Genomic DNA, 23,502 nt, shown 5'->3' on the forward strand with positions numbered 1-23,502 from the left:
GTAAATTTATAAAACTTTTAAATGGGAAGGCCAAAAAGCAGGTGGAAATTAGAATAATGATACACAATGAAAAAAGAAAACATTTAATTTGTGCAAATGGTTGAAAATAGTTTATTAATGGGCTTTGGCGGGCTTGTGAAAAACATTACACAATTACAGATAAGTAACATTATTTTGAACGAGAATTTACGCATAAAAAAACAGTTGATGATTTTGAAAAACGTGATTATATCCCCCCTTGTTTGAAGTTGGAAAAAGCCAATTAGGAACCGTAGGATGGCCTTTAGAAAACCTCTAAAGTGAATTTTAAAATTTAGGGGGGGGGTAAAATGCTAAATGGGGGAAATGAATAAAATTGAAAAAGAAAAATGAAGAAAAAGAAATTGAATATGAAAATTATATTCTAACATACTGGAATCAGATCCAATCTGGTGAGGTGATCGTGTCCAACCGGGTAGCTAAGCAATATGAAAAAATTGTGAATGCTCTTGAAAATCCCAAAGAGGGATATCATTTTGATGTAGATCGGGGAAATAGACCAATATATTTTATAGAAAAGTTTTGTAGACATAGTAAGGGTGAATGGGCTGGAAAACCCGTTATGCTGGAATTATTCCAAAAGGCTTTTATCATGTCGCTATTTGGATTTATAAATGATGAAACGCGTTATCGGCAATACCGCGAATCACTGTTCATGGTTGCCCGGAAAAACGGGAAATCCACCATGGCCAGTGGGATAGCCTTGTATATGATGATTTTTGATCTTGAACCGGGCGCAGAGGTTTACAGTGTGGCCAGTAAAAAAGACCAGGCTAAAATTATTTTTGATGAAACACATAATATGGTGAAGCAATCGCCAGAATTATCAAAACATATAAGAAAACGGAAAACTGACCTATTTGTTGAAGCGAACATGTCAAAGTTTGAGCCATTGGGTAAGAATTCAAATAGCCTTGACGGTCTAAACAGTCATTTGTGCATTATTGATGAACTTCACAGCATTAAAGACCGTAATATCTATGAGGTGCTTAAACAGTCTATGAGTGCCAGACGGGAACCATTAATGCTGATGACAACAACGTCTGGGACAGTCAGAGAAAATATTTTTGATGATATCTATGAATATGCTTGTGGTGTTTGTGATGGTGGCTTTGAAGATGATACCTTTTTGCCTATTATCTATGAAATGGACGACAAAGAGGAATACAAAGATAAAAATTTATGGACCAAAGCAAACCCAGGTTTAGGAATCATTAAGAAGATTGATGATCTTGAAAATAAAATTAGCCGGACAGAGAACAGCCCGAACGATTTAAGCGGGGTTTTGTGTAAGGATTTCAATATCAAGATGAACGCTTATAATGCCTGGTTGCGCTGGGACGATATTGTGAACGAAAAAACTTTTGAACTGGAAAGATTCAGGGGATCGTATTTTATTGGCGGTGCGGATCTGGCCAGATGTGGAGATTTAACTTGTGCAACGGCCTTAATGTTGGATCGGGAAACAGAGGAACGGTTTGTGACACAAATGTACTGGCTACCAGAAGATTCATTTAATGAACGGGTGGAAACCGACAAAGTACCTTATGACAAGTGGCGTGAACGGGGATTATTGAGACTGTGCAGCGGAAATACCATTGATTATAAAGATTTAACGGCGTGGTTTCTGGAATTGGTACAGATTCATGGCATTAATCCGGCATGGATTTATTACGATGCTTATTCAGCTACATACTGGAAAGATGAAATGATTATGGAAGGTTTTAACATGATCCCATGTAGACAGGGAGCCAGGACATTAAGCTTACCAATGGAAAGGCTGGGGGCAGATCTGGCAGCAAAAAAGATTAATTACAATAATCATCCAATTCTTAGATGGTGCCTGTCTAATACGGGTGTTATCGTGGATCGAAATGAAAACATTATTCCCGCTAAAGCCAGTAGCCCGAAAATGAAAATTGATGGTACAGCGTCTTTACTGGATGCCTATGTGGGTTTGTGTGACCATTACCAAGAATTCATGAACGCAGTTTAAAAAACAAGCTCTATATCGCTGTTTTAAGCCATTTTTTTAGTTATGATGTGTGCCAATACTATTAAAACGGTTTGACAGCTGGGCGTTTTCTGGGAAAAGGAAGGCAAAATGAAAAAATACTTGAAAGATAAAAAGATACAGATATTCAAAGAAGATTATACCGAAAATGTTTTAGGTGAACAGGTGCCAACGCTGGTGGCTCTTCATGCTGGTAGCTTATGGGCATATGTACGGCAATTGTCAGCAAAAGAACTTTATGAAGCTGCTGCAATCCAAAGTGATGAAGAAATGTTATTTGTCATTAATTGGCGAAACGATATTGACCCGGTAACGTGTGTTATTAAATACAAAGGCCTGTATTATGACATTAAGCGGGTTGATACTTTCGAAGGGTACAAACAGGATATAAAAATCTATGCAGAAGCTGGATCGGTAAACCAAGGAACATGGAATGAGTAACAGAGGTTAAACGAAAGGATAATAAAATATTATGGAAAATACGAGTTTAAAAGCATTATGGGATGATGCAGCGGAAAATATTTATCAGGAAACGGAAGAATTTAATAGGCTGTATGGGATATATAGGCGTTCCCTTGGTAAGCTGGAAACTATAGATGAACAGTTAATGAATGAAATTGGCGAAGCTGTACAGGTGATGACTGAACGAGACAATTACGAATGCTTTGTTCTGGGTTTTAAGGTGGCCATGGATCTTATTATGATGCGAATAAGCGAATTTTAGGCCGGACAGGGACGGGATATAAATGTTAAGTAGAGCAGAAATAGACGAATTGTTTAATCATGAATCCTTTTTTGTTGGGGATGAAGATGTTGTAACGGTCGAATATGCAGAAAAGATTTTTGGTAAAAATGCTGTGAAATACGCCATAAGACAGCACAATAGTAGTCAAAAAATATATATGCGGGGGAAAGAATTTTTCCGGTTTATTGAAAGATATGGTTTTTTAATAGCAGCAGATTTTATTAATAGTAAAAATTTTGAAAAACAAACAACGAGGAAAAATAAAAAGATAATGAGTATGCACAGTGAAAAATTGCTTAATGAAAATCAGATAAAAGAGCTGTTTAAAAAAGAATCAGTATTTCTTTATATGAAAGATGTAGTTTTGTATGAAAGAGCAGAAACTATTTTTGGTAAAGAAGCTGTTGAATATGTAATAAATGCTTCGAACCCTGGTGGATTGTGGAGTTATTTTTGGCATGGTGACAATCGGATTGTTTCTTTTACATTAGCTGGCTTAAAGCAGGTTTCAAGTTACTACAGTGTTGAACATGTTTTAAAGTTGCGAGAAAAAGAGAAGCAAAAACAATGTGAAGAATAGTACAGGTTAAAGAAGAATAAAAAATAATACTTATGCATAATAATCCTTGAAGAGCATTTTTACTTCAGGGATTATTTTATTGAAAATCTGACCCCTTAGACAATATTTTGACCCCTTAATTGACCCCTTAGAAAAAATATTTTAGAAAAATTAGATGTTATTGAACAGTTTAAAAAGCACTTAAAAACGCATATTAAAGGCTTTGGCAATTCCATAAAAGATTAAGTATGACAACCATACAATAATTCGAATCCCTCTCTCTCCGCCATGAAAAGAAATTTAAAACGGCTTGATATAGCCGTTTTTTTAATGCCTTAAAGTTGAACGCTGTGTTTTGACCCCTTATCTGACCATCTAGAGATCTCGTGTACAGCATAATATTCTGTAAGCTTTTATTTCTCTAATTTTGCATTCGGCAAAACAAATATCGCTAATAACAATCCAATCCCAACAAGGATGGTCAAAACAAGTCCAACATGATCCATTGAGATTGACAGTGCATTTGTTAGTATTTTTTCTATCTGTTGAGCAGTCTCAGGGGAAATATTAACCCCTTGGTCTAGTGTGTCCTTAAAGGTATTAATATTTTTTATCAGAATTTCCTGAATCTGCGTTTTTGATAAGCCCGAAGTAATTGAAAAATTTGCATCAACTATGCCTTGAGCAATATTTGAAAAAACGCTTGAAAATAATACGCTCCCTGCTACTGCAATACTTGATGAATTACCTAAATTTTGAAAAGTTAAAAGCATTCCTGAACCTTCATTTTTCCATGCTGGCTTTACATTGCTTAAAGCTAAATTGTAGGCAATGCTAAATGCCACACCGACTCCAAAACCAATAAAAAGAAAAGCAAAGATAAAACTGGAACCGCTAATAGCAGAAAATTCACCCCAAAATTGAGCTCTCATTAAAGTTATTCCCGCCATGATTGAGAGAAGACCAGCAATAATCATGACCTTCGGAGAGAAACGATACACAAGTTTAGTGACGAAGAGTGAAGATATTAGAAGTGCGATTGATAAAGGCATCAGGCTAATGCCAGTATCCATGGCATTGTAATTGAGTGCATTTTGCATAAAGACAGGCATACAGAACATAATTCCGGCAAAACTCATTTGCCCAAACAGATAGACCAATATAGCAGGAAAAAAGACATTGTTTGTAAACATCTGAGGGTGAAATAATGCAGGTTTTTCATTTTTGATCCTTCTATTCAGCCAAAAAAGTAGAATAATAAGTAAGCATATACCTAGAAGGATAGATAGGAAGGATGCTGATAATCCAAATAGAGAGATCTCAACACCACCGATTATAAGCGGATTTTTTTCAAAAAACCAGCCATAAACATTGGCGTTTAAGAAGCCCAGGATAATAAAAAACAATCCAATGCCGGAAAACAAAAAGCCAACATAGTCTATTTTGGGGCGGGCATCTTTTTCAATAAGATCCTTGGGAATAACGCCAGAAAAAAGGATAGCAATTATTACAACGAAGGCCTCACCACCAAAAATAAATCGCCAGGAAAGATAGGTTGTAACAACCCCACCAACAATTGGACCAATTGCCAGAGCAACGGCAGCAACGGTGGCATAGATTGACATGGCTTTTGCCCGGTCCTGTCCTTCATAATTTGTTACAATAATCGATAACACCGCCGGCATCATGATTGCTGCGGCAATCCCTTCAATTACGGCCCACCCTATTGCCAGCATCATTACATTTTGGCTGAATGCTGCGATTAGCGTTCCGGTTGCATAAGTCATCAAACCCAATCTAAATGAAACTTTCTTTCCCAGGATATCAGATAATTTTGCCCCGAATAGCATACATGATGCCATGACCAGAGCATAAAATGAAATAATACTCTGAACCGCTTCTACAGTAGTTTGCAGATCTGTAACAATATTTGAAATTGAAACATTCATTGCAGTTGAATCGATCACAATAACAAAAGTTGCCATTAAAACGACTAATAGAATATTCCATTTGCCCTTATTAATATTTTCAGTATTCTCCAATTTATACGCCTCCCTTATAATAGTTATCATTGACATATTAGCATAGTTTACGCGAATTTAAATCTTTTTTTTATGTATTTATAAATCCTGCTATTGTATGTACCCTTTTGAAAGTTGAATAACCCTCAGCGCTTTAAAATATGCCTGTATATAAATATGATAAATGGATACTTATATATAAAGCAAGAAATTTTATGATGAATTTCTTTTAGGTAGTATTAAAGGGATAGCTGAAGCTGTTATAATGGTATGGAAAATTTCATTAGCATTTGGAAAAATCAAGAATTCAAAGCATTAGTATCAACGGATGCATATTAGAGGGTAAGGAGTTTTTTAAATGGAAAATAATATGGAAAAGCTAAGTGATCTAACAATTGATGAGTTTCTGGAAAAGCTGTCGATTTGTAAATTCCCTGGACCGGCAGCTGGTTCTGCGGTAGGAACCATTCAGGCAATTACCGCGGCATTAATGAAAATGGCCTGTTGTTGTACATTAAAGAAAGATCCCGAGAATTCTATTTGTAAGGCTTCGATAGAAGTTGCTGAAGCGCTGCAGGCAGATGCTTTAATCCAGAGCGAAGCTGATATTCTAGCTTATATGGAAGTGATCAGAGCAGGGAAAAGTAATGAACCTCAAAGCTACCAGCAGGCTATGGAAGGGGCGATTGGTCCGTTTACGAATTTGCTTGATAACTGTTATCAACTGCTGATCGAAGTTCAGAAGATTTTACAGGATAGTTATTCCCTGGTTTTGGGGGATCTGGTTATTTGCGCAAGCTTGGCTGAAGCGGTTGCTGCCGCTGCTAAAGCTGGTATTGATATCAATTCAATGTCTTTAACGGACCAAAACGTCAAGCAAAAAATTCTTAAAAATGCAAGCGAGCGTTATCAGTTATGCCTGGGTTTGAAAGAGGCTATTTTGGCACAGGCTCTGGCGCCGGAAAGCGCCAGTCAAGTAATTGACGAGAGTCAAAAGGTTTTAGAATTCTGGTTTGATCCGGAAAATAAACCATACTGGTTTCAAAAAAATGAATCTTTTGATCAAAACTTACGCGATCAATTCTATGTTCTCTGGCAGGCTGCCTGTAAGGGAGAACTATCGCTATGGCGGCAGACGATAAGGGGGAGGCTGGCCGAAATAATTTTATTGGATCAGTTTTCCAGAAATTTCAATCGAAATGGGGAAATGGCTTTTTCTCAGGATTCAATGGCGCTTGTCCTGGCCCAGGAAGCGCTTCGGCAACCGGAATTCAAGAGTTTGCTGCAGTCTGAAAAACAATTTATTTTAATGCCTTTTATGCATTCGGAATCAGCAGCTATCCATGAACAGGCTTTATCTTACTTTGAAGAGTTGAATGATTCAGAAACTTTGGAGTACGAAATAAAGCATAAAGCGATTATCGATCAGTTTGGCAGATATCCTCATCGTAACGATATTCTAGGCCGGGTATCTACCTCTGAGGAGATAGAATTTCTTAAACAGCCAGGCAGCAGTTTTTAGATAATCGTCATTGAGATATTTGGGGAATAAAAAGATGTTTAAATAGTTTTAGTGCAAACGATAAGTAAAAATATAATAATAAATGGGCTCCAAAATGGAGTACTCTGATTGTACTCAGAAAATGGAGAAAAGTAGGGCTATGACATTATGAGATAGCCGTATTGAAGTGGCCTTTATAAATTTAATTTGAATTAAATTTATAAAGGCGTTTTTTTGTTTTTTGAAATCTTAGGGGTTAAAAAAGTGTCAACAAATACCAAGACATAATCGATGGGAGAATTAACTAGTGTTAATATCGATATCTAAACAATAATCATTCTTGACAACTGGATATACAGGTATATAATAGAATAAATAAAAGGATTACAAAAGTGGAGGCGTAATTATGAATTCTAATTTTAGCTGTAAGACCTGTCAAAGTGCGGACCAGAATCTGGAAAATTTCATTTCTGGATTAAGTTATGAAACCTCGCATCATCGAGTGGAGGGGCAAAGTGTTAAATGTGGTTTTGGTCTGCAGGGAATCTGCTGTCGACTATGTTCCAATGGTCCTTGCCGGATTAGTCCCAATGGACAAAAAGGGGTATGCGGAGCAACTGCGGATACCATCGTGGCCCGTAACTTTTTAAGAGCTGTGGCGGCCGGATCAGGCTGTTATATTCATGTTATTGAAAATACAGCTTTGATGCTTAAAAAAACCGCTCAGAGTAAAGGCGTTCTAAAAGGAAAAAATACGCTCAAAAAACTTGCTGATATTTTTGGAATTGATGAAGTTGACGAATATCTATGCGCTGAAAAAGTGGCAGATGCAGTTCTGGCTGATCTCTATAAGCCTGATTATATAAAAATGGAACTGGTTGAGAAGTTGGCTTATGCGCCACGATTTAAACGTTGGATGGAACTGGATATTCTGCCTGGTGGAGCTAAATCGGAAGTGTTTGCGGGTGTAGTCAAAACGTCAACCAATCTGAATTCCGATCCCGTTAATATGTATTTGAACACTCTGAAATTAGGAATCTCAACTGGTCTTTACGGTTTAACCCTGACTAATCTTTTAAATGATGTCCTCTTAGGTGAACCGGCTATTCGCCTGGCACCAGTGGGACTGCGTGTTATCAATCCGGATTACATTAATATTATGATAACAGGTCACCAGCATTCTATCTTTACCTATTTGCAGGAGCGTTTAACGGATAAGGATGTGATTGAAAAGGCTGAAAAGGCAGGCGCTAAAGGATTTAAATTAGTGGGTTGTACCTGTGTTGGTCAGGACCTGCAGCTGCGCGGCGAACATTATCAGGAAGTATTCGACGGTCATGCCGGTAATAATTTTACTTCCGAAGCCATTCTGGCTACTGGCGGGATTGATGCAGTCTTATCTGAGTTTAACTGTACTCTGCCGGGGATTGAACCAATTTGTGATGAACTGATGATTAAACAGATCTGTCTGGATGATGTCGCCAAGAAAGCCAATGCAGAATTAAAACCTTTTGTTTTTGAAAAAAGGGAAGAGCAGGTTGAAGAAATTCTTGATGCAATTACTGAATCTTACAAAAACCGTCGTGGTCAAGTGGCAATTAATTTACAGCCGGAACACGGTAATAATGATACTTTAACAGGTGTTAGTGAGACATCCCTAAAAGCATTCCTGGGTGGAAGCTGGAAACCGTTAATCGATCTGATAGTTAGTGGTGATATTAAAGGAATTGCCGGTGTTGTAGGTTGCTCGAGTCTCACAGCTGGTGGTCATGATGTGTTAACGGTTGACCTGGTAAAAGAACTGATTTCTAAAGATATTCTGGTTTTATCAGCTGGATGTTCTTCTGGTGGTCTGGAAAATGTGGGTCTGATGTCACCTTCGGCAGCTTCGATGGCTGGTCCGAAACTGCGTGCCATTTGTGAAAAACTAAATATCCCACCTGTCTTAAACTTTGGCCCTTGCCTGGCAATTGGACGTCTGGAATTGGTGGCGACTGAGCTTGCGGAAACGTTAGGAATTGATATTCCTCAGTTGCCCTTAGTCTTATCAGCGCCGCAATGGCTTGAGGAGCAGGCTTTAGCCGATGGCGCCTTTGGTCTGGCCCTTGGTCTGCCCCTGCATTTGGGCTTGCCGCCCTTTGTAACTGGAAGTTCGCTGGCAGTAGAAGTGTTTACTGAGAACATGAAAGAATTGACTGGCGGTCAGTTGATTATTGATGATAATGCTAAACAGGCGGCTGAGACACTGGAAGGAATTATTTTAGCAAAACGCCAGGGTTTAAACATATAGGAGGGCATCATGAAACGGATTATTATTAATCGCGAAAAATGTGATAGTTGTCTGAACTGTACCGTTGCCTGTATCAGCGCCCATCAGGAAGGCAGCAATTTTTATACGGCAGATTTGAGCGGCAGAACGGCTGAGTCGCGGAATAAGATTTATTATAAGGAAAATCAGGGCTATTTTCCTATCTTTTGTCGGCATTGTGACGAGCCGGAATGTGTTATGTCCTGTATGAGCGGCGCATTATCCAAAGATTCCTCCACTGGACTGGTCAATTATGATGCAGAAAAATGTGGTTCCTGCCTGATGTGTGTAATGAATTGTCCTTATGGTGTAATGAAACCGGATAAAGAAAATTCTAAAATGATTAAATGCGATTTTTGTCAGGATCAGCCAGAAGGACCCAGTTGTGTTAAATCCTGTCCTAAAGAAGCAATCATAGTACAGGAGGTATGAAGATGAAATATCTTATAATTGGTGCCAGTGCAGCTGGTATTTCGGCGATAAAAACCATCCGTGCGATGGATAAGGAGACTGAAATAACCTTAATCTCCAAGGAAAAAGAAATTCACTCACGGTGTATGCTTCATCACTGTCTGAGTGGTCACAGAAATGAAAAGTCAATTAATTTTTCAGGTGAAAATTTTTGTCGGGATGAAAAAGTTAACTGGTTAAATGGTGTAAGTGTCGCAGCTGTTGACCCGACCCAAAAAACTGTTAATACTGATGATGGAAAGGAAATAGTCTTTGATAAATTGCTGATTGCTACGGGAGCAGGGTATTTTATTCCCCCGGTGCCAGGATTGAGAGAAGCCAAAAATGTTTTTGGTTTTCGTGATCTTGAAGATGTTAAGAAAATTGATGCGGTTTTAAATGAAAAGAGCAAGGTTGTGATTATCGGTTCCGGGCTTGTGGGACTGGATGTAGCCTCGGCCCTAAATGAACGGGGGATCAGGAATACTATTGTTGAGATGATGCCAGGTATTTTACCACTACAGCTGGATAAACAGTCCGCCAGGGTCTATCAGAATTTATTTGAAGAACATGGGACAAATTTTCTATTATCTGAAAAGGTGATTGAACTGAAGATGGATGATAATCTCCATGGGACAACATTAGTGCTGGAAAGTGGTAAAAGTCTGGATGCCGATTTGGTGATTGTAGCGGCCGGTGTCAGGCCAGAGACAGCTTTCTTGAAAGGGTCAGAAATCGAATTGGATCGTGGTATCGTCGTTAATGAAAAAATGCAGACCAGTCAGCCTGACATCTATGCGGCTGGGGATGTAACCGGACTATCGGGAATTTGGCCAAATGCCATGAAACAGGGAAAAATAGCAGCCCAGAATATGATGGGAATGGAGAGCATTTATGATGATCGTTTTGCAATCAAGAATACCATTAATTTCTATGGTTGCCCAACCCTCTCACTCGGCAAAATTGCTGCGGACGAAAACACAAGAATAGTATGCCGTGAGGATCGAAACAGCTATACAAAAATATTACTCAGGGACCATATAATCGAAGGCTTAATTTTACAGGGAAATCTTGATTATGCCGGTTTCTGGCAGGTTTTGCTTAAAAATAAAATCGTTATCGATGAAAAGGAAGTCTTCGATTTAAAATATTCAGACTTTTATGCAGTGAATGAGAAAAACGGACAATTTGAAATGGCTATTTAAAGGTGTTTAGAAAATAGAACGAGCAGAATTTTATAAATTTAGTATTTAAATAGTTGCACAAATCAATAAGACAGCCAGCATATTAATGAAATATAAATATGCTGACTGTTTTTTTAATTATAGCATTAAAAATGTATTTGCCAATGATTAAGCAGGCCAATAATGGGAAAATATGTAGATGAACGTAAAAACTGGTAATTTGCATTAAGTATTAAAAATTTGATACAAAAATGGAAAGGCAAGTGAATGAGCAGAAAATCATTAAGTAAAATCGATTCACATCTTAAAAATATGGACCAGCAATATGATCGTTTGATTACGGAAAGAAATCGCCTGAAGCCATCGCGGGAAGCTTTATGGATGGCCACTATTTACTTGCTTATTGGCGGCTTGTGGATTCTATTGTCAGATAAAATGGTAGCGTCAATATTCAGAGATCCAGAGACATTAAAAGTGGTACAGCTCTATAAAGGCTGGTTTTATGTGCTGGCAACAGCAGTGGTATTCTTTTGTATATTTAAAAAAACCCTGGATCTTTATACTCGATCTGTCGACCAGTCGATAGATGGATATGAAGCGCTAGCTCAGGCCCATGAAGAACTGATGGCCATGAATGATGATTTGCGGATTGAAAAAGAGTTGTCCAATCAGTTTTTTATGGAAGCAGCCAGCATTATCGTCATTTTTGATAAGGATGAAACAATCACCCATTTTAATCCGGTTGCCGAAAAAGTTTTCGGCTTCAAAAGAAATGAAGTGATTGGGAAAATGGGATATGAGATTCTAAAATCGACAGAGCCTGTCAAAAAAATGAGGGAAATGTTTGATGAAATCCTGGACACTGAAAACAATCGGGATAATGAACTGGAAATGTTGTGCAAAGATGGCTCTTATAAAACTATTTTATGGAATAACAACCCCCTTCACGATAAAGATGGAAATATTACCGGGCTGGTATCCATTGGGACAGATATTACTGAACGCAGACAGATGGAAGAGCGGCTAGAACATATCGCCTATTATGATACTTTTCTGGAGATTCCTAATCGGACTTATTTAAATATGGCAGTGGAAGATGCCATAAGAATGGAAAAGAAGTTTGCTGTGATTAACCTGGATTTGGATAATTTTAGGCATATCAATGAAAGTATGGGGCATGCGGTGGGAGATCAGTTTATTTCCACTGTGACAGAAGTATTAAAAGGCTTAAAAAGAAATCAGGATTTGCTTGCCCGGATTAGTGTAGATCAATTTGCTTTTCTTTATTTTTTTGATGAAGAAGAGTATCTTTTAAACTGGCTTGATAGTGTTATGGCAAGAATCAGATGCCCCTGGAATCTAAACGGGCAGAAAATTTTTGTGACCTGCAGTATGGGAATTGCTGTTTACCCCAAAGATGGTGAAACCGTGACGATGCTGATGCAAAATTCAGATATTGCCCTTTATATTCGCAAAGAACATGGAAAGGATGGCTATACCTTTTTTGCAGCAGAAATGTATGAGCGGACCTTAAGTATGATTGAGATGGGGCATGAGTTAAAGACGGCCGTTGAAAACGAAGAATTTATCCTTTATTATCAGCCGCAGTTTGAATTGTCTACCGGGAGGCTATTAGGTGTAGAAGCGCTAATTCGCTGGAACCACCCCGAAAAAGGATTTATCTCGCCAGGGGAATTTATACCTCTTTCGGAAAAAACCGGTCATATTGTACCGATCAGTGAATGGGTTTTGAAAGAGGCGATTACGCAGAAAAGAGCCTGGGATCAAAAGGGTTTTCCGGCTTTAAAAATTGCGGTTAATCTTTCTGGTTATACTTTTACCGAGAGTTCGGTGTTTGACAGGCTTTGCCAGATACTTGATGAGATGGACGTAAAACCCGATGAAATCGAGATAGAGATAACGGAAACGGCGGTCATGATGGAGCTTGAAGCTGCGAAAGAGGCGCTGGCAAAATTGAAGGAAAGAGGTTTGACCATTGCCATGGATGATTTCGGCACCGGTTATTCATCACTTAATTATCTTCAGATTTTACCCATCGATGTGCTTAAGATCGATCAGACTTTTATCCGAAATATCCGGTCACAGAAAGAGGAAACCATCTATAAGACGCTGGTGGAACTGGCTCATGCTATTGGTATAAGAGTGGTAGCCGAAGGAGTTGAAACTCTGGAACAACAGGAGTTTTTAATGCAGAATAATTGTGATATTGGTCAGGGTTATTTTCTCGGTCGCCCAGTGTCAGCGCAGGAAGTGGAAGAACAGTTTTTAAAAGAAGTATAACTACTGGGATTGATGAATTTTTCAAGAAATGGTCGTTTGTTGCGGAATGTATTTTTGAATTTTAAAATAGTGATAAGAATAGCAATTAATAGAATAGATGAAAATGGAAAAAGATCCGAGAAGAAGATTATCTTACTCGGATCTTTTGTCGGATTTGACATTATATTTGTATTGAGGTTATGGGTTTAAATGACAGCCAGGCCAGCTTGGGCAACAGTCATATCTTCTTCAACACTTCCGCCGCTAACGCCGATTGCGCCAACAATTTCACCATCGATAACGATAGGGAAACCACCGCCGAAGACAACCATGCGACCTTTATCACAGTTAGCCAGTCCAAACAGCGGGCCGGACTCTTTGGCAGCAGCAGCAAACTGATCGGTGCTGCCCTTTAAGGCTGCCGATGAATAAGCCTTGTTGGTAGCAATATCAATACTGGCCAGCAGAGAATCTTCCATTCGGTTTAACAGAACCGGGTTACCGTGTTTGTCACAGATGGCAATAACCATTGGGACATCAATTTCAATTGCTTTTACAGCAGCCGCATCGGCCATTTTTTTGGCCATATCCAATAATTTTCCAGTTGTCGTCATGATTGATTCCTCCAAAAATTTTTTTATCTTATAAAGCCGTTTTTAAAAAGCAGCAGTATAGATCGCAATTACATCTTCTTTTGTTGGACATTTAGGGTTACCACCGGTACAGATATCAGCTAAAGCCAGGTCAGCCAGTTCACTGAAATCCTCTTTTTTGACGCCGATTTCTTCCAGGCCGGAAGGAATACCGACATCTTTAGATAAAGTTTTGATGGCTTCAATTGCCAGACCATTAATATCTTCGGCTTTAACACCTTTTAAATCTACACCCATAGCTTCAGCAACAGCAGCCAGACGATCACCTACGGCATCAGCATTAAAGTCAACGACATAAGGTAAAAGAACGGCGTTACAAACACCATGTGGCAGATCATAGAAACCACCCAACTGATGAGCCATAGAGTGAACGATTCCCAAGCCCCCATTTGAGAAGCCCATACCAGTTACAAATTGTCCATAAGCCATACCATCGCGGGCATCGATATCTTCGCCGTTTTCAACAGCTGCGCGAAGGCTTGAAGAAATTGCCTTGATAGCTTCCAGGTTAAACAGATCAGTGAAGGCAGAAGCGCCAGCAGTGGTGTAACCTTCAATTGCATGGGTCAGGGCATCCATTCCGGTAGCAGCGGTTAAAGATTTAGGCATTTTAACCATCAGGTTAGGATCATTGACGGCTACCATAGCCAGACAGTTAGGATCCACGATAACCATTTTCAGCTTTCTTTCTTCGTCAGTGATTACGTAATTGATGGTTGCTTCACTGGCGGTTCCGGCAGTTGTATTAATGGCTACAATTGGCAGTGATTTATTGGCAGTTTTTCCAACTCCTTCATAATCGCGAAGATCACCAGGGTTGGTTGCAAGAATCCCGATTCCTTTAGCAGTATCCTGAGGAGAACCGCCGCCGATACTGATGATGAAATCACATTCATTTTCCTGTAGTGCTTCCAGACCAGCATTAACATTGGTAACAGTGGGGTTAGGTTTAACATCAGAGAAGATCGCATATGCAACTTCAGCCTTATCCAGAACATCAAGCACGTCTTGAACAATTCCAGCTTCGATTAAAACCTTATCGGTTACAACCAGCGCTTTTTTAACATTCATGCGTTTGATTTCCGGTGGGATCAGTTCAATTGCTCCTGGTTCCATAATTACAACAGGTGGGAAATAATAGGTTCTTGCCATGAAATTACCTCCAAAAATTTACAACTGTAAACAGTTGCATTACTTGTTTTTATTTTATCAATCTCTGGAAATGATTCAAGTGACAGTTTCGTAAAAATGTCAAAAAAGTTACAGATGATTTAATGTGTCACTTTTTCACAACCGCAAAAGGTAAGGTTTCAATTTTTCGGGAATGCCAGCAATCAGAAGTTTGGCAAATTCGTTGGGATCCATGGTCATTCCATCAAGTACCCACTTATAGGTCATAGCCATAGAGCCCCGGCAATACATATCTAATAAAAATAAATTATCATCTTTTACAGGTTGACCGGTTTTTCGCATAATCAGATCGATGTAAAAATCGGTGATTAGCTTCAGGTCATAGTCGTAAATGGAATTACAGTCGCTTGATTTAAAAGCGGCAGTAAAGAAAGTCTTCTCATTTTTAACAAAAGTAAACTTTTGTGTCAGGCCTTCCTCCAGGGTTAAGCTTACACCCATTTGCCTGATTGACTGCTGAGCCAGTTTGTCAAAATACCAGTTGACCAGGTGATATTTATCCTGAAAATAGCGATAAAAGGTTTGCCGGGTCAGTTCACTGTGATCAACAATTTCCTTGACCGTAATTTTATCCAGCGGTTTGTTGGCCATCAGATCCTTAATGCTTTTTGCAAGTTTTTCTTTAGTGCGATCGTTAATATCCATAAAATTCCTCATAAGTGTATTTGTAAATGTCATGAAGAAGACATATTTATCATAACATGGCAGTAATCGTTGTCAATGAAATATTTGGCATGTTTTGATAAATAATTTGAGTTGCAGAGTATTCGCCCCAAAATATAAGACTCTTAATGTGTTGATAGGTCTATTTGAAAAATTTATTTTTATAGTTTTCCAAGAAAAGCAGTGTTAAATTTATAAATCCTGTAGATTAGTTAAGAAAATGCAAAAAAGAATGTTAAATGATTGACAGGGTAATTGACAGCAGCGGTGAAAGGAGTATAATACAAGAAGGAGTGAGTGTTTACTCCTACTGAAAGGAATGTGAGAATTGGGAAAATCATTAATCCATAGAAAAGAAAGTATTATAGTGTCAACGATAGAAGTCTTGAACGAGGTTGGTCTGCAAAATCTTTCGACAAAGTTGATTGCTCGTCAGGAAGGGGTTTCAGAAGGGACACTTTTTCGGCATTTTAGAAATAAAATAGAAATTTTGGCGGCAGTGATCGATCAGTTTGGTCAATTTGATAACGCAATAATAGAGACCTGCCAAAAAAGAGCCTTTCTGCCAGTAGAAAGTCTTCGATATTTTTTCAATGCCTATGCGGAATATTATGAAAATTATCCGCAGATTACGGTAGTAATCCAGCTTTATGACAGTCTGACCAATGAGGAAGGGCTGGCCGATAAAATTAGGGAAATTATGAAGCGAAGGGAAGATTTCATCGTTGAAGTGATAAAAAAAGCCCAGACGATGGAAGTTTTTAACAGTGACTTAAATCCTGACCGGATCGCAGAATTGTTTATTGGCGGCAATAAGGAAGTATGTCTTAAGTGGCGAATAAAAAACTATAATTTTTCCTTAAAAGAACAGGCAAAGGAACTTTTAGAGACACTTATAACAGTTTTACAAAAATAATTGAAAGGGGGGAAGATGATGACGGAAAACTTTAAAAATGATCCAATGCTGGAGATGTTTCTTTGCGAAACAGATCAGCAGCTGGAGCAGATGGAAGAAATTGTAATGGGGATGGAAGAGTCAGACGAGCTGACTGGGGAAGCTGTCAACGAGATTTTCAGGATTATGCATACCCTAAAGAGTTCATCAGCGATGATGTTGATGAACAATCTCTCGACTGTTGCGCATCGAACCGAGGACCTTTTTTATTTCATCCGAGAAGAAAAGCCTGACAAAGTGGAAATTTCACCTTTATCGGATTTAATTTTTTCAAGTATTGATTTTATGAAACTGGAAATTGAAAAAATAAAGTCCGGTGAAGAGGCAGATGGGGAGCCAGATTTTCTGATTGAAGAAATTGTGGAACATTTGGAGCGGTTGAAACAGCTAAATCATGCCGAGAATTATTCAACACCGGTGAAAGATGAAGGTGAAAAGCGCTTTTATATCAGTTCGAACAAAAAGATGAAGCAGCAGGAGCTGAATCAGTTTGAGGCCTGTGTTTTTTTCGAAGAAAATTGTGGGATGGAAAATATTAGGGCCTTTTCCATTGTCCATCAGTTGAAGGAGAAGAGTGAGGAATTTAGCTCTGTTCCGAAAGATGTCATCAATGATCCGAAGTCTGCTGAAAAAATTTGCAGTGAGGGTTTTAAACTATTTATTAAAACTAGACTTGCATATGAAGAAATGATGGAATTTCTAAAAGGATCGGCATCGGTAAGTCGGGTTGAAATGAGTGAAATAGATGACCAAGGAGAAGAGGAAGGTGAGCTTCAGGAAAAGGACCAGGTTGTTACTTTAAAACTGGAGGAAACAATCAGAATTCCAGAACCCCAAAGGCCATCTGAGAAGCTGCGGTCGACAGGGAATGGTTCAGCGGCAAGCAGTTCAGGTGGTATATATGTCAGCGTAGAAAAACTGGACCGGCTGATGAATTTAATGGGGGAAATGGTGATCTCCGAATCTATGGTTACTCAAAACCCGGATCTGGAAGGGCTGGTGTTAGATAATTTCAGCAAATCGGCCCGACAGCTCAGAAAGATCACCAATGAGATTCAGGATATGGTTATGGCCATCAGAATGGTGCCCCTAGGGCCTACTTTTCATAAGATGCACCGAATTGTTCGGGATATCAGTAAAAAAATGGGTAAAGATATCAATCTTAAAATTATCGGTGAAGATACTGAGGTTGATAAAAACATTATCGATCAGATTGGCGATCCCCTGATGCATATCGTCAGAAATGCTGCTGATCATGGGATTGAAACCTGTGATGAGCGTTTAAGTAGCGGAAAAGATAAAACCGGCACCATTACCCTGGAGGCCTGCAATGCCGGCAGTGATGTCCTGATCACTATCAGAGATGACGGTAAAGGTCTTAAAAAAGACGGTATTTTAAATAAAGCTGTAGAAAATGGCTTAATTGATCAGATGGACCGGGATATGAGTGATGATGAAATTTTTAAACTGATCTTTTTGCCGGGTTTTTCGACCAAGGAAGTAGTTACCGAGTTTTCCGGACGGGGTGTGGGCATGGATGTGGTTGCCAATAATATTGAAGCCATTGGCGGAAGTATCCTGGTTGAAAGCGAAGAAGGAAAGGGGTCAACCTTTACTTTGAAAATTCCTCTGACCCTGGCCATTATTGAAGGGATGAATGTGCGCGTGGGAAATTCCCGTTATACCTTGCCGATAACCCGGATCAAAGAATCCTTCATCCCTCAAAAGGAAGAGATTTTCACTAACCCCAATCATCAGGAAATGATCATGATTCGCGGGGAATGTTATCCGATCTTAAGACTCCATGAGTATTACCAGGTTAAAAATGCAAAAACAGAAATTGAAGAGGGCATTTTAATGATGGTGGAAGGCGAAAATAAAACGGTTTGTCTTCTAGTTGATGAATTATTGGGAGAGCAGCAGGTTGTGGTAAAAACCCTGCCCAAGTATATTCAACGGATGAAAAAAATAAAAGGGCTCACCGGCTGTACCCTCCTTGGCAATGGAGGCATCAGTCTGATTCTGGATATTGACGGCTTTATTTTACAGAGTCGATTAAAAATATAAGGAGGGCTTATGGATCAGATACAAAGTGAACTGGATTTTGAAGATGAATTTGATGATGAGCTTGAGGAATGGGACGAACAAAAGTTTTTGACTTTTCCCCTGGGTCAAGAGGTCTATGCCCTTTCTGTAGACGTTGTGACAGAGATTATTGGGGTTCAGGAAATTACCGAAGTGCCGGAACTTCCGGAATATGTTCGGGGCATTATTAATTTACGCGGGCAGATTATTCCGGTGATTGATTTACGTCTGAAGTTTAATAAATCACCTGTAGAGTATGATGAAAAAACCTGTATTATTGTTATGGAAGAGGCAGATATTGCCCTGGGTCTGATTGTGGATGCGGTTGCCGAAGTGGTGGATATCCCGGACTCACTGATAGTTGACTATCCTGAGACGGAGGATAACAACCAGTTTATATCAGGGATTGGTAATGTGGGAAATCAGGTTAAGCTGATAGTTGACAGTCAGAAGCTGATTTATGATTCTTTTGAATAAAACTTTGAAAAAACAGAGGAGATAATATGAACCGATTAAAAAATCTTAAAATCAAGGATAAGCTGGTAACCTGTTTTGTGGTGCTGGCAGTGGTAACGGCACTGGTAGGAGCTTTTGGAATTTTTAGTATGTACAGTATCCAGAATAATTCCGAAAATATGTATTATGATAACCTGGTTCCGGCAGAAAAACTGTCAGATATTCAGGTGGAACTGCAAAATATCCGGGCTAACCAGATTCTGGCTCAGTATGAAGAAAACCCTGCGACTCTGTCAACTCGCTTGGATGCCATTGATGAGTCGGTAGCAAAAGATGACGAGTTACTCACTGATTACGAGGCGACGATTGCGGATGACGAAAATCAGGCTCTATATGATGATCTGACAGAAAAACTCGCTGATTACCGAGAAGTGCGAAATGAAAGTCTGGCACTTATTGAAGAAGGGAAATATGCTGAATCAGCGGCTATTCTAGGAGAAGTAACTGCTGCCAGAGAAGCCACAGATGAAAGTCTTCAAGCACTAATTGACTATAATGATCAACAGGCCCAGGATCTGCTTTCAGACAATGCTGATTATTTTAGAAACATGACCATATTAATGATTCTGCTCAGTGTGATTGGAATTGGTTTGGCCATCTGGTTAGGACTTTCTCTGGCAAATTCCATCGCCCAACCATTAAGATCGATGGTTCAGGCTGCAGAAAAAATCGCTGAGGGTGATTTGGATGTGGATATTCGCGTAGAAAGCAAGGATGAAGTCGGTGAACTGGCCAAGGCTTTTGAAAAGATGAGTGCAAACCTGAACGAGGTTCTGGGCAATATCGATTCGGCCGCAATTCAGGTAACAATTGGCGCCAAACAGGTAGCTGATTCCAGCATGGCTTTATCCCAGGGCGCTACTGAACAGGCCAGTTCAGTTGAGGAACTTTCTGCGTCCATTGAAGAGATCGCAGGTCAGACCAGATCAAATGCCAATAATGCAGATTCGGCTAATAATCTGGCTGAACAGACCAGACAGAATGCCATCGAAGGCAATGCGAAAATGCATCAGATGTTAAAATCGATGGAAGAAATCAACGTTTCATCGGCTAATATTTCAAAGATTATCAAGGTCATTGATGAGATTGCCTTCCAGACCAATATCCTGGCATTAAATGCGGCGGTTGAGGCCGCTCGTGCCAGACAGCATGGGAAAGGCTTTGCAGTGGTTGCTGAAGAGGTTAGAAATCTGGCGGCCCGATCAGCAGACGCGGCTAAAGAAACAACAGCATTAATTGAGGGTTCCATCAAAAAGGTAGAAGATGGAACTCAGATTGCGACCAGAACAGCTGAAGATTTAGAACGAATTGTAAAAGATATTACCCAGGTAACGGATCTGGTTGCTGAAATTGCTGCAGCTTCCAATGAACAGTCGATTGGAATTTCGCAGATTAATACTGGGATCAGTCAGGTTTCCAATGTGGTTCAGATGAATTCCGCCACATCTGAGGAAAGTGCAGCAGCCAGCGAAGAATTGTCCGGTCAGGCAGATCTGATGCGGGAGCAGGTGGATATGTTTAAATTAAAAGGCGGTCATTACAGAAGCCAAAGCAACAACGTGGTTAATGAAACAAAAGACTCTTCAATCTATTTAAATGATATGGATTTTGGAAAATACTAAATTACTAAGGCGCTATCTAAAAAGATAGCGCCCTCTGAGTTTAAAGAAAGTGTGTGATGATGATAGGAGAACGAAATGACAATGATCTGAGTCAGGTTTTTGACGCGGTATCTGTCGGCATTATGATTCTTGATAAAGCTGGTATTATTGTCAAAGTCAACAAGGCCCTGCTGCGGTATTTTCACATTGAACAATCGGATATTTTAGGAAAAGCTTTTGGTGATGCCTTTTTATGTAAACAAGGGCTTGATAAGGGTTGTGGTATAGGGAAAAACTGTCAGAACTGCGAACTAAGAAAATCCTTTGAAAAAGTCAGAGATGGATGGGAAGAAAGAGTTTTTTTGGAGTTTTCCAAAAGCCTGCTGGCGGAAAAGGTAGAAAAGGACTATTGGTTTAGGGTTTCTTTGGCTCAATTTGTTTATCAGGATAAAAAACATGTAGCAGTAACTTTTACCGATATTACCGAGAGAAAAGAAAAACACGATAACTTGGAGAAAACAAAAGACTTTTATTTTCAGATGCTGGATGATTTTTCTTCGCTTATTTTTAGAACCGATACATCAGGAAATGTTACCTATGTCAACAAGGAATGGATGTTTTTTACCGGTGTATCGAGAGAAGAATGTCTGGGTCAGCGCTGGCTTGACTGGGTGCATCCTGAAGACCGGCAAATGTATCTTGACGTGAAAGAAAAGGCTTTTGAAGAACGAATTCCCTTTACTCTGGAGTTCCGAGTCCGCCACCGCAGTGGTTTGTATCGCTGGATTAAAGGGGTTTACAGTCCGTCCCGCGAGATAGACGGACAACTTGGTTATATTGGTCTGGGAATTGATATAACAGACCGAAAAGAGTTGGAGAATGGTCTGATTCGCTATCGGCTGCTGTCAGAAAAAGTACGGGATATCATTCTTTTTGTTGAGAAGAATGGAAAAATTATTGATGCCAATAATGCTGCAGTGAATTTCTATGGCTATACGCGAAATGAGCTGCTTAATATGACAGTTTTTCAACTTCGGGAGGATCCTGACGATTTTGTTTTGGAGCAGCTGGGAGAGGCAGAACAGGAAGGTACCTTTTTTGAGTGCCGACATCAAAAAAAAGATGGATCCCTGGTGCCGGTCGAAGTCAGCTCAAAAGGAACTATGATCGGCAAAGAAAGGATTCTGTTAAGCATTATCAGAGATGTCACAGATAGAAAGAAGACCGAGGATGCCCTGAAAAAAGCTAAGGAAGAGGCTGAAATAGCCAGCCAGGCTAAAAGTGAATTTCTGGCCAATATGAGCCATGAGATCAGAACGCCACTGAATGGAATTGTTGGGATGGTCGATTTGCTCAGGTTGTCCAAGCTGACGGAAGAACAAAAAGAAAATATTGAAATCGTAAAAACCTGTTCTAGTGCCTTGCTAAATGTGATTAATGATGTGTTGGATTTTTCCAAAATGGAAGCCGGAAAAATGAAGATTATAAAAAAAGGTTTTAATTTGGAGGAACTGGTAGATCATATTATTAAAGCTCAGATTCCGACAGCCGAGGAAAAGGGCTTAAGCTTAAACGTCTCATTTTCGGTAACGGTTCCCCGCTATGTGGAGGGAGATCCTCATCGTCTGCAGCAGGTACTTAATAATCTTTTGAGCAATGCCATAAAGTTTACTGAAAAAGGTGAAGTTTGGGTAGCTGTTAACAACACCCCGTCTGCACCAGAGATGGTCAGTTTTACGGTTAAAGATACGGGTATGGGAATTGCATCGTCAGATTTAGCTAAAATCTTTGAGAGCTTCAGTCAGCTAGATGGCTCTTTTACCCGTCGTTTTGGTGGAACTGGACTTGGTTTGGCGATTTCAAGACAGCTGGTTAAATTGATGGGTGGAAGCATTGAAGTAGTCAGTGTGAAAAACCAGGGGAGCCGCTTTCAGTTTACGATCCCCTTGAAAAAGGGAGTAGTTTCACAAAACCCTAAAATTGAAGAGAGAATATCTGACATTGTCTCAGCCAGTGTTTTGATTGTCGAGGATGATGCGGTTAATCAGCTGGTTATCTCTAAAATGCTCAGGGAGTGCGGCTATAGGGTAACTGTTGCAGGTAATGGCTTTGAAGCTGTTGAAATGGTTAAGGCCGACGCTTTTGATGCGATTTTGATGGATATCCAGATGCCGGAAATGGATGGGATGGAAGCAACACAGCGGATAAGAAAGTTTAATAAACAGATTCCTATTATTGCGGTCACAGCCCATGCCTTAGAAGGCGATCGTGAGCGGTTTTTAGCTAACGGAATGGATAATTACGTTTCTAAGCCAATAAAACTAGAAAATCTGATTGATGCGATTGAAAAATCAATAAATATTAAAGTAGAATCGGATAATATAAAAAATATGGGTGTTATAATAGGAGAAAATGGCGAGATTGTGATTGGCCAGAGAATAGAGCCTCAGATGAAATCAATGGATCAGGATTGCTTTTTGGCGCTTTCAGCAGCTATTGCTGATTTAAGTGTGGTTGTCGAAGAAGGCCGAATAAGTCTGCTTGAAGAAATGGCAGGTAGGGTTAAGCGTCTGGCTAATCAAATGGAGATCGAAGAATTAAAGACCGTCGCTTTTAAAATGGAACTTGAAGCCAGACGGGGAAACTATGAAAATGCGGCTCAGAAGCTTCTAAAAATCGAAGACATTTTTAATGTGCTGCAAAAGCAATTTAATATAAATTGAGATTATTAAAAAGG

General features: G+C 39.5%; 18 protein-coding genes. 14 read left to right on the forward strand and 4 right to left on the reverse strand.

Features of this window, described 5'->3' with window-relative positions:
- Window positions 1-355: 355 nt before the first annotated feature.
- The 4 genes from Q5O24_00605 to Q5O24_00620 all read left to right on the forward strand — a co-directional run bounded on the left by Q5O24_00605 (window position 356) and on the right by Q5O24_00620 (window position 3,378).
- Complete coding sequence (locus Q5O24_00605; GenBank protein WKY47860.1) at window positions 356-2,035, forward strand: terminase large subunit; 1,680 nt, start codon at window positions 356-358, stop codon at window positions 2,033-2,035.
- Between the two features lie 108 nt (window positions 2,036-2,143).
- A complete protein-coding gene (locus Q5O24_00610; GenBank protein ID WKY47861.1) occupies window positions 2,144-2,494 on the forward strand; it encodes a phage head closure protein in 351 nt (116 codons plus the stop codon).
- 31 nt (window positions 2,495-2,525) lie between these two features.
- Entirely contained in the window at window positions 2,526-2,777 is a 252-nt protein-coding gene (locus Q5O24_00615; protein ID WKY47862.1) for a hypothetical protein, read from the forward strand.
- 22 nt (window positions 2,778-2,799) lie between these two features.
- Window positions 2,800-3,378 carry a hypothetical protein gene (locus Q5O24_00620; GenBank protein ID WKY47863.1) on the forward strand — a complete coding sequence of 193 codons (579 nt, stop codon included), beginning with the start codon at window positions 2,800-2,802 and terminating at the stop codon, window positions 3,376-3,378.
- 392 nt (window positions 3,379-3,770) lie between these two features.
- On the opposite strand, the gene Q5O24_00625 is transcribed toward Q5O24_00620, so the two are convergent.
- Window positions 3,771-5,399 (reverse strand): MFS transporter, encoded by a 1,629-nt coding sequence (locus Q5O24_00625; protein ID WKY47864.1) that lies wholly within the window; start codon window positions 5,397-5,399, stop codon window positions 3,771-3,773.
- Window positions 5,400-5,736: 337 nt separating this feature from the next.
- On the opposite strand from Q5O24_00625, the gene Q5O24_00630 reads away from it, so the two are divergent.
- The 5 genes from Q5O24_00630 to Q5O24_00650 all read left to right on the forward strand — a co-directional run bounded on the left by Q5O24_00630 (window position 5,737) and on the right by Q5O24_00650 (window position 13,122).
- A complete protein-coding gene (locus Q5O24_00630; GenBank protein WKY47865.1) occupies window positions 5,737-6,900 on the forward strand; it encodes a DUF924 family protein in 1,164 nt (387 codons plus the stop codon).
- Between the two features lie 385 nt (window positions 6,901-7,285).
- On the forward strand, window positions 7,286-9,169 hold the full coding sequence (gene cooS / locus Q5O24_00635; protein WKY47866.1) for an anaerobic carbon-monoxide dehydrogenase catalytic subunit: 1,884 nt from the start codon (window positions 7,286-7,288) through the stop codon (window positions 9,167-9,169).
- 9 nt (window positions 9,170-9,178) lie between these two features.
- Window positions 9,179-9,619 carry a 4Fe-4S dicluster domain-containing protein gene (locus tag Q5O24_00640; protein WKY47867.1) on the forward strand — a complete coding sequence of 147 codons (441 nt, stop codon included), beginning with the start codon at window positions 9,179-9,181 and terminating at the stop codon, window positions 9,617-9,619.
- A gap of 2 nt (window positions 9,620-9,621) precedes the next feature.
- Complete coding sequence (locus Q5O24_00645) at window positions 9,622-10,842, forward strand: FAD-dependent oxidoreductase (protein ID WKY47868.1); 1,221 nt, start codon at window positions 9,622-9,624, stop codon at window positions 10,840-10,842.
- Window positions 10,843-11,088: 246 nt separating this feature from the next.
- A complete protein-coding gene (locus Q5O24_00650) occupies window positions 11,089-13,122 on the forward strand; it encodes an EAL domain-containing protein (GenBank protein ID WKY47869.1) in 2,034 nt (677 codons plus the stop codon).
- Between the two features lie 185 nt (window positions 13,123-13,307).
- Here Q5O24_00650 and Q5O24_00655 read toward each other — a convergent pair whose 3' ends face one another.
- The 3 genes from Q5O24_00655 to Q5O24_00665 form a co-directional block, all read right to left on the reverse strand.
- Entirely contained in the window at window positions 13,308-13,715 is a 408-nt protein-coding gene (locus Q5O24_00655; protein WKY47870.1) for a heme-binding protein, read from the reverse strand.
- Window positions 13,716-13,757: 42 nt separating this feature from the next.
- On the reverse strand, window positions 13,758-14,906 hold the full coding sequence (gene fucO, locus Q5O24_00660; GenBank protein WKY47871.1) for a lactaldehyde reductase: 1,149 nt from the start codon (window positions 14,904-14,906) through the stop codon (window positions 13,758-13,760).
- A gap of 135 nt (window positions 14,907-15,041) precedes the next feature.
- Window positions 15,042-15,590, reverse strand: a complete 549-nt coding sequence (locus Q5O24_00665; GenBank protein WKY47872.1) for a TetR/AcrR family transcriptional regulator C-terminal domain-containing protein — start codon at window positions 15,588-15,590, stop codon at window positions 15,042-15,044.
- A 346-nt stretch (window positions 15,591-15,936) separates the two neighbouring features.
- Here Q5O24_00665 and Q5O24_00670 point away from each other — a divergent pair, with 346 nt between their 5' ends.
- From Q5O24_00670 to Q5O24_00690, 5 genes are read left to right on the forward strand one after another with little or no spacing between them, the layout of a single operon-like run.
- Window positions 15,937-16,524 (forward strand): TetR/AcrR family transcriptional regulator, encoded by a 588-nt coding sequence (locus tag Q5O24_00670; GenBank protein WKY47873.1) that lies wholly within the window; start codon window positions 15,937-15,939, stop codon window positions 16,522-16,524.
- 18 nt (window positions 16,525-16,542) lie between these two features.
- Entirely contained in the window at window positions 16,543-18,630 is a 2,088-nt protein-coding gene (locus tag Q5O24_00675; protein WKY49186.1) for a chemotaxis protein CheA, read from the forward strand.
- A 9-nt stretch (window positions 18,631-18,639) separates the two neighbouring features.
- Window positions 18,640-19,125: a chemotaxis protein CheW gene (locus tag Q5O24_00680; GenBank protein ID WKY47874.1), complete on the forward strand. Its 486-nt coding sequence runs from the start codon at window positions 18,640-18,642 to the stop codon at window positions 19,123-19,125.
- A 26-nt stretch (window positions 19,126-19,151) separates the two neighbouring features.
- On the forward strand, window positions 19,152-20,786 hold the full coding sequence (locus Q5O24_00685; protein WKY47875.1) for a methyl-accepting chemotaxis protein: 1,635 nt from the start codon (window positions 19,152-19,154) through the stop codon (window positions 20,784-20,786).
- 59 nt (window positions 20,787-20,845) lie between these two features.
- A complete protein-coding gene (locus tag Q5O24_00690; protein WKY47876.1) occupies window positions 20,846-23,488 on the forward strand; it encodes a PAS domain S-box protein in 2,643 nt (880 codons plus the stop codon).
- The last annotated feature ends 14 nt before the right edge of the window (window positions 23,489-23,502 follow it).

The sequence above is a fragment of the Eubacteriaceae bacterium ES3 genome, assembly GCA_030586155.1.
In the GTDB taxonomy this organism is placed as follows: Bacteria; Bacillota; Clostridia; order Eubacteriales; family Eubacteriaceae; genus Acetobacterium.

What these genes read in the sequence shown, in the direction of transcription:
- Q5O24_00640 (WKY47867.1), top strand. Translation starts at nt 9,179, where the DNA reads ATGAAACGGATTATTATTAATCGCGAAAAATGTGATAGTTGTCTGAAC.
- Q5O24_00665 (WKY47872.1), bottom strand. Translation starts at nt 15,590, where the DNA reads ATGGATATTAACGATCGCACTAAAGAAAAACTTGCAAAAAGCATTAAG.
- Q5O24_00655 (WKY47870.1), bottom strand. Translation starts at nt 13,715, where the DNA reads ATGACGACAACTGGAAAATTATTGGATATGGCCAAAAAAATGGCCGAT.
- Q5O24_00675 (WKY49186.1), top strand. Translation starts at nt 16,543, where the DNA reads ATGACGGAAAACTTTAAAAATGATCCAATGCTGGAGATGTTTCTTTGC.
- Q5O24_00680 (WKY47874.1), top strand. Translation starts at nt 18,640, where the DNA reads ATGGATCAGATACAAAGTGAACTGGATTTTGAAGATGAATTTGATGAT.
- Q5O24_00650 (WKY47869.1), top strand. Translation starts at nt 11,089, where the DNA reads ATGAGCAGAAAATCATTAAGTAAAATCGATTCACATCTTAAAAATATG.
- Q5O24_00685 (WKY47875.1), top strand. Translation starts at nt 19,152, where the DNA reads ATGAACCGATTAAAAAATCTTAAAATCAAGGATAAGCTGGTAACCTGT.
- Q5O24_00615 (WKY47862.1), top strand. Translation starts at nt 2,526, where the DNA reads ATGGAAAATACGAGTTTAAAAGCATTATGGGATGATGCAGCGGAAAAT.
- Q5O24_00630 (WKY47865.1), top strand. Translation starts at nt 5,737, where the DNA reads ATGGAAAATAATATGGAAAAGCTAAGTGATCTAACAATTGATGAGTTT.
- Q5O24_00645 (WKY47868.1), top strand. Translation starts at nt 9,622, where the DNA reads ATGAAATATCTTATAATTGGTGCCAGTGCAGCTGGTATTTCGGCGATA.
- Q5O24_00610 (WKY47861.1), top strand. Translation starts at nt 2,144, where the DNA reads ATGAAAAAATACTTGAAAGATAAAAAGATACAGATATTCAAAGAAGAT.
- fucO (WKY47871.1), bottom strand. Translation starts at nt 14,906, where the DNA reads ATGGCAAGAACCTATTATTTCCCACCTGTTGTAATTATGGAACCAGGA.
- Q5O24_00690 (WKY47876.1), top strand. Translation starts at nt 20,846, where the DNA reads ATGATAGGAGAACGAAATGACAATGATCTGAGTCAGGTTTTTGACGCG.
- Q5O24_00620 (WKY47863.1), top strand. Translation starts at nt 2,800, where the DNA reads ATGTTAAGTAGAGCAGAAATAGACGAATTGTTTAATCATGAATCCTTT.
- cooS (WKY47866.1), top strand. Translation starts at nt 7,286, where the DNA reads ATGAATTCTAATTTTAGCTGTAAGACCTGTCAAAGTGCGGACCAGAAT.